Source organism: Thiolapillus sp., from assembly GCF_048562965.1.
GTDB classification, from domain to species: domain Bacteria; phylum Pseudomonadota; class Gammaproteobacteria; order Chromatiales; family Chromatiaceae; genus Thiolapillus; species Thiolapillus brandeum_A.
On the sequence record NZ_JBHNMF010000724.1, the window covers coordinates 1 to 1,509 of the forward strand.

At 62.6% G+C, this 1,509-nt stretch carries 1 protein-coding gene; it reads left to right on the top strand.

Annotated features, from left to right (window positions below; all coding sequences use genetic code 11):
• Window positions 1–111: 111 nt before the first annotated feature.
• On the top strand, window positions 112–1,509 hold a 1,398-nt coding region (gene tnpC, locus ACOCD2_RS19555; RefSeq protein ID WP_419624134.1), incomplete at its 3' end, for an IS66 family transposase.

Consider the following 1,509-nt stretch of genomic DNA (forward strand, 5'->3'; position numbering starts at 1 on the left):
GGCATCGACCTGGCGTCGGTGCGGCGGTTCAAGCGGTACCGAAGATAGGGCAGGAAGGCGCATAAATGATGGCTTCGCGCAGGGTTCCAAGATATAATCTAAGCTATGCAAGTGACGGATTATACAGCGAAAAAACCGGTCTCCAGCGAGGCAGATCCCGCCGTTGTCATCCAGTCCCTCCAGTCGGCTCTCGAGGCCTCCCGATCCGAGATCGCCGCCCTCAAGCACCAACCCGACTGGTTTAAACGCCAGCTGTTCGGGCGCAAGTCCGAGAAGCGCATCATTGAGCATCCGGACCAGCTCGACCTGAGCGCCCTGCTGGGAGATGCCGCTTCTCCGAGCGAGCCGGAAGCCACCGAAGAGATCACCTATCATCGCCGCAAGCCTAAGCAGCGCAGTGAGGACGATGTCACCGATGCGGGCCTGCGATTCGGCCCGGATGTGCCCATCGAGGTGATCGAACTGTCGGCGCCCCAGCTCGAAGGCCCGGAGGCCGGCCAGTACGAGGTGATCGACTACAAGATCAGCCGCCGCCTGGCGCAACGCCCCGGCAGCTACGTGGTGCTGGAGTATCGTCGTCCGGTGCTGCGGCACAAGCCCAGCGCGAGCCTGATGGAAGTACCGGCCCCCTCGGCGGTGTTCGAGGGCAGCCTGGCGGATGTCAGCCTGTTGGCGGGCCTGCTGGTGGACAAGTTCTGTTACCACCTGCCACTGTACCGCCAGCATCAACGGCTCAAGGATGCCGGGGTCACCCTGAGCCGATCCACCCTGACGAACTGCGTTCAGCGGGCCATCGAGCTGCTGCGTCCCATCTACGATGCCCAGTGGGAGCACATCCTGCAGAGCCGGGTGCTGGCGATGGACGAGACGCCCATCAAGGCGGGTCGCAAGAAGAAAGGCCAGCTGCAGGCCACCTGGTACTGGCCGATCCATGGTGAGGAGGATGAAATCTGCTTCACCTGGTCTACCAGCCGGGGCAGCGCGCACATTGAGCGGCAGCTCGAAGGCTTCGTGGGGGTGCTGCTCAGCGACGGCTATGCGGCCTATGACCGGTATGCCAGGAACAGGCCGCAGATCACCCAGGCCCAGTGCTGGGCGCACACCCGGCGCTACTTCGAGCGTGCCAGCAACGGCGACCCGGCAGCCGGGGAAGCGTTGACTCTTATCGCAGGTCTCTATCGGGTAGAACAGCAGATCCGGGATAAGAAACTTGCCGGCCAGAAGAAACTGGACTACCGCAGCCGCCATGCCCTGCCGATCGCAGATGCCTTCTTCGCTTGGTGCCATCAACAGCGCCAACGCATGGATCTGGTCAACAGCGATCCACTGGCCAAGGCGATCACCTATGCCGAGAATCACCAGGAACAGCTGAAGGTCTATCTCGGTGACCCGGAGGTGCCCATCGACACCAACCACCTGGAACGGGCCCTGCGGGTGATCCCAATGGGGCGTAAGAACTGGCTGTTCTGCTGGAGCGAGGTGGGGGCGAAGCATGTGGGCATTATCCAG